The organism is Paenibacillus sp. N119s (genome assembly GCF_059447605.1).
This window is the reverse complement of the sequence record NZ_JCAJRU010000300.1, coordinates 1-5,099: the sequence shown is the minus strand read 5'-3', so window position 1 is coordinate 5,099 and position 5,099 is coordinate 1. Positions and strand designations below refer to the sequence as shown.

Below are 5,099 nucleotides of genomic sequence, written 5' to 3'. Positions count from 1 at the left end.
CTGTACCTGTCTTCCATCTGAGTAACAGTTCTGGCAATTTGTACTTCCCTTCATGGGGATTCGTATCGGTACCTGTACAGTCGCCTAATATCCTGAAAGGTGTTCGCAATTATCAAAATAATGCCATTGGCAAATCGCACTTTACTATTAAAGAAAGTGAAGTCCGCAACCGGATTTTCTGGCTCAATACGCGTAATGGTGTTCCTCTGTTTGTATATACGCCGCTCAAAGTGTATGAAGAGAGCTATGAGAAAACCATTCTTGACCGTGAAGGTATTGGCCGACATCTGGTGCAGACAGGTCAGAACAACTGGACAAATCTACCGTCGCCGATTCCTGAAAAGTCATGGGGAGAAACTTACGTCAATTCGCGTGTGCAAGCCCACAATGCACGTATCCGCAAGGATTTCGACCAAGCCAAGGCACTCGGCGTGATCCGGGAGAAGGATGTCGATCAGAATACAAGCAGCCGCTTTACTGTTATTCGCTCACAAGCACTAGATTTGAATGCGCTGCTGGCAGGCTACGATATGCGCCTGCAGGAATCCAAGCCAAATTTAGGTGAGGTGAAAAGAGCATGGTCTGAGCTGAAGCGTCTACTGGCTGAAGGGCTGGAGCAGACCGGAAGCAAGGACATCTTTGGCAGCATTAATGAAGAGATGGCGAAGGAAAATCTGATCCGTTCACCGGAGTTAACGCAGGTGGTTCGTGATGAACTGGCGAAATATATACAAATCGAAGCCAAAGCCGCTGAACTGGAAGCATTGCTGAGCAAATATCAGGATGAAGAAAAATGGTTGGATCAGTTCATTCAGGCTCTTTATACAGACACGATTATGAAAAAAGGCGCTTTATACGTCTATGATCGTGACGAAGAGGAAGAGGCTTGGGAGCCGTTTGCCAACGTCATGAAGAGCCGCAATTATGTGGAGTTTGAAGTATTCACAAACTTCCGTGGTTTGGAAGAAAAGAAATTTGCAGCTCTAATGCGCAAAGCGGATCGCCGTGATGCTGTATTGACTTCATCTGAGGACATTACACCACTGCTGGCAAAGTTGGATGAACTGGCTGCCACTTACACAGAGGCCCGTAATCAATTGGAATATGAAAAGGTGGAGCTGGCTAATGGAGCGGAGCTTTATGCATTCTACTCTCAAATGGCTGGAAAATTAAACGACATCCGCAGAAAGTTGAAGTAAAGTATGAGAGAGCAGCTGTTACGTTATGCGGCTGACTATGCAGCCGCAGAGGACCAATTAATCGGAAGCGGGGATGGACGCAGCAGCATCCATTTCCCATCCGTGTTTCTTTTTATCGGCGATCACATGAGCCCGGTGATGAACACAATTGCAGATATCAACCGGACGAAGTGGGATAACAGCACAGGAGTAACCTATATTCAGATTTGCTCGCAGGATGAGCATGCGGCTGTAGACCGTTCGGTAGATGCCATTGTTCATACGGTAGCTGTACCGGAAGTAAGTAGCCACCAAACGTTGCGCCGTGACCTGCATCAGGCTTTTTATACACATGAATCGAAGCTAATTGAACTTAACACCGCGTTGCGCCGGGCTAGTGGGCATCTAGCGGATTACGGGCGGTTGTATTCCTCGTTTGAGCGTGTACATTTGTCGATCTTGACAACAGCGGATGATCCCATGAACGTATTAATTCCTGAAATTACGCTGCTGGCAGAGTATATTTTTGCCCAATCTTTTAAATCAGTACAAATGGATCTGTATGTGTTGATGAGCGAAAGCGATCAGGCTGTCCAATTCGGCTACCGGAGCGCAACGTCTGTTGCTTTTATGCGGGAGTTGGACTATATCCAAAGCCCAGCCTATACGTTTACAGCACCGCTTCATATGACCGAGGACAAATTGACCATCCCGGTATCTCATGCTCCATCTCCGTTATTTGATCTTGTCTATGTGCTGTCCGACAAGAATGAGCGAGGCGTAACGGTGCCGAATAGTCTGCGCGAGAGTTGTGATATTATTTGTCACATTCAACTTCTTAAAAATCGTTATCAAGCAGGGGATTCCTATCGGTCACAGGATGGGGGCTACAATAATACATCGTTTAAGAACAACATCATGACGGAATCCGGGCGGCAGGGTTATGTGTCGGCCGGATTTTCCCGGGTTAACCGCCCTAATCAGTCGATTGCGCTTACGGTGTTGTATCACTTTTATGTGAAGTTGCTAGAGCGTATGAGAACAGAGCAGGATTGGGAAATACGCGATAAACTGAATTATTTTGGTTTAGATGCTGCTGAACGCGGCCGTACGCGAAATGATCTAGTACCTGGCAATGAAGCGATCATGGACATGAGCGCACTAATGACGAGCGGAGCCAGCTACGGCTCGCTGAAACGAATGTCATTACGTGAGGCAGAGGAAGCCTTGTTTGGTCAGGGTTGCGAAGCCTTTTTCCGCGATAACTGTGAACGGATCGTACATAAGCGCTTGGGAGATTTTCAGGCGGATATGCGTTTGCAGATGGCTGTGAACGCAGCTGCTAAGGAACATCCTCATATCGGCTTTTTTGAGCTGACAGATTGGACGGATGAAAATCAAACAGGGAATGTGCTTACGGCTGTTCGGGGAATGATTCGTGATACGTCCAATGATTTGCAGATCAGTGAGGCCGAACTGGATACGCTGTATAGCGGACGAGTAGAGGATCAGCCTTTTCAACGACTGCCGCTTATGGATAAGCATAATGTGCGCAGCTTGATCCGTTACCTGACTGAGACAGTCTACGGGCATAAAATGCACATGCTGCGGATTCAAGTAGATTTGGAGCTACTTCGCCGTTATGAAATGGCACTGGAAAAATGGCATGCACAGGCGAAGCATATTACAGTACAGCTTGCCAACCTGGAGCGTGAATTGCATCAAGCTGCAACGGACAGTATTCGGCAGGCTGACAGTTACACAGGTCAAAACTTGTTCGAGTATTATGAGCGTGTGACGGAGGATGTCATGCGTGAGTTGGAAAGCAAGCGGGGGAAATCTATATTCTTTGACGATCGGCATATGGGACCTGTATCTGGGTTGCTGGATGGAGGTCTGTCCGCGTTAGTAAATAGACTTACACAGACCTGTCGTACCCTGATTCTCAGCTCACAGCCATTTAATCAGACATTCGAAGAAGAATTATTACGTCGTGCGAATGTAGCTGCTGCATATGAAAATCGACTGGTCGTTCCCAAGGAAGAGCTGTTTAAAAAACTGTATCAAACGTTAGAAGAGCATGGGGGAATTAATGTACGTTTGCTCGACTATACCCATGAGCATCGGTATGAAGAAAAGTATTTCTTTGGTGACTACGAAGGTGAATTTCTTCCTTATGCGATGGACGTGGACATTACTTCGCGAATTTACAAGCTGGGTTTTGTACATGAGCGTCGCAGCAGCGGGGTGGAAAAACTGCATTTGATGGGCGGCTTCCATCTGGAGGATCTGATGGTTTACCGCAACGGCAAAACGTATTATGAGACATATACTGCGAACGGTTTCGTGTTTCATGGAATCGACGTGGAACGGTTGCCGGAATTGCGGTAGCCATGTATTTATATCCTACTTTAATGATGGAAGGAAGCAACGAATCTTATGAAGCAACGTAAATTTAACGTTCTCCTATTGGTGTTCGGCTTACTGGGCGCTGTAGTAGGCTTCATCTTGGGAGAACTTATTCTTCACAAATTGATAGGCCATTGGCCGCATATTATCGTGGTCGGGCTGTATTTTGGCATCATGGCGCTGTGCATAGGTCTAGGCTGCCTTATTGGCGAATTGATTTCGCCACAGCTAAATGGACATTCATGGCGACAACGATACTCCGGGTTGTCCTGGAAATTACTAGTGCCTGCTACACTCGTTATGTTGTTCGTGGCAGGTCTGCTATTGGAACTGGGTTATCAAGTTAACCCTGAAGGGCGCAAGAGTGTACAGGACCTCGTGCTTGTGATTGATAATTCCGGGAGTATGCAGCAAACAGACCCTGATAATGAACGCCTAACGGCTGCCAAGAGTCTAATTGGACAAATGGATGGAGACAAGCGCGTAGCCATAGTTTCATTTGAATCTACTGCGCAGTTGGTACAGCCATTTACTCCCATTGGTACAGATGCAGAGAAACAAGCGGTTTATTCGAAAATCGATAGTATGCAGACTTTAATGTCAGGCGGTACAGAGATAGGGCTTGCTTTGGACGAGACGATTAAGGAGATTGAAACCCAAGGCAATGCGGAAAAAGGTTCGCTCGTTATTATGCTCTCTGACGGTTTTAGCGAACTGGATACGCAGACCGCATTGGCCCCTTACATTGCCCGCCAGATTCCGATCAATACAATCGGACTGAAACTGGCCGAATCGGATGGTATAGCCTTATTACAAAATATTGCGAACCTAACGGGCGGAACTTATTCTAATGTAGCCAATGCCCAAGGACTTACGCAGGCGTTTGGTAAAATATATGACAAAATCGGGGATCGCACGCTGGTAACGGAGCGAACAGGTGAGTATGCCGACAGTCTGTATTTTGCCATTTATCGCGTAACGGCTTTGGTTATTATCGGAGTTCTATTGGGATTGGCACTTGGGCTGATGTTCGATAATCGTTTTCTCGCGCGGAATTTCGCCATTGGTGGAGTTCCAGCTGGCTTGCTCGCTGGTTTGATTTTGGAAAAGGGGTTATCAGGTTCCCCTATAGGTGACTTGATGATTCGTTTGCTAGCAGCGCTCGTACTGGCGGCTCTTATTGCTGTCTTTTCACTTGTTCTGCCGATTGCGGAAAATACTCGTCGATCTTCAGGTGGTGGGGGCCAAGGTGGGCCATCAGGCCAACGGAGAGGAGCACCGGAAGGACCGACGCGCAATCGACGCAGCAGTGGATTTTAGAACGGGAGGCTGGAACTTATGCAGTATAGGGATGCACAGCCCGGTGATCCTGTTATTTCGGAGCTGAGCTACAAAATTGACGACAACCGGGTTGTGTTACGCTGGCAGTGGCCTGAAGGCGTAGCCGTGGTGTATATTGCCAAACAATCAGCCGATGCAGGCGTGAAAGGGCATAGTGAAGCGTCGATTTCT

At 47.4% G+C, this 5,099-nt stretch carries 2 protein-coding genes and 1 pseudogene; all 3 read left to right on the top strand.

Annotation, left to right across the window (positions count from 1 at the left end):
* A pseudogene (locus tag AC5V8P_RS23185) lies at nucleotides 1-1,199 on the top strand (tubulin-like doman-containing protein); the annotation flags it as partial.
* A gap of 3 nt (nucleotides 1,200-1,202) precedes the next feature.
* Entirely contained in the window at nucleotides 1,203-3,569 is a 2,367-nt protein-coding gene (locus AC5V8P_RS23180) for a hypothetical protein (RefSeq protein WP_064797900.1), read from the top strand.
* Between the two features lie 48 nt (nucleotides 3,570-3,617).
* Nucleotides 3,618-4,907 (top strand): vWA domain-containing protein, encoded by a 1,290-nt coding sequence (locus AC5V8P_RS23175; RefSeq protein ID WP_064797899.1) that lies wholly within the window; start codon nucleotides 3,618-3,620, stop codon nucleotides 4,905-4,907.
* Nucleotides 4,908-5,099 lie beyond the last annotated feature (192 nt).

Excerpts from the sequence above, each read along its gene's own strand:
- AC5V8P_RS23180 (WP_064797900.1), top strand. The coding sequence starts at position 1,203 with ATGAGAGAGCAGCTGTTACGTTATGCGGCTGACTATGCAGCCGCAGAG.
- AC5V8P_RS23175 (WP_064797899.1), top strand. The coding sequence starts at position 3,618 with ATGAAGCAACGTAAATTTAACGTTCTCCTATTGGTGTTCGGCTTACTG.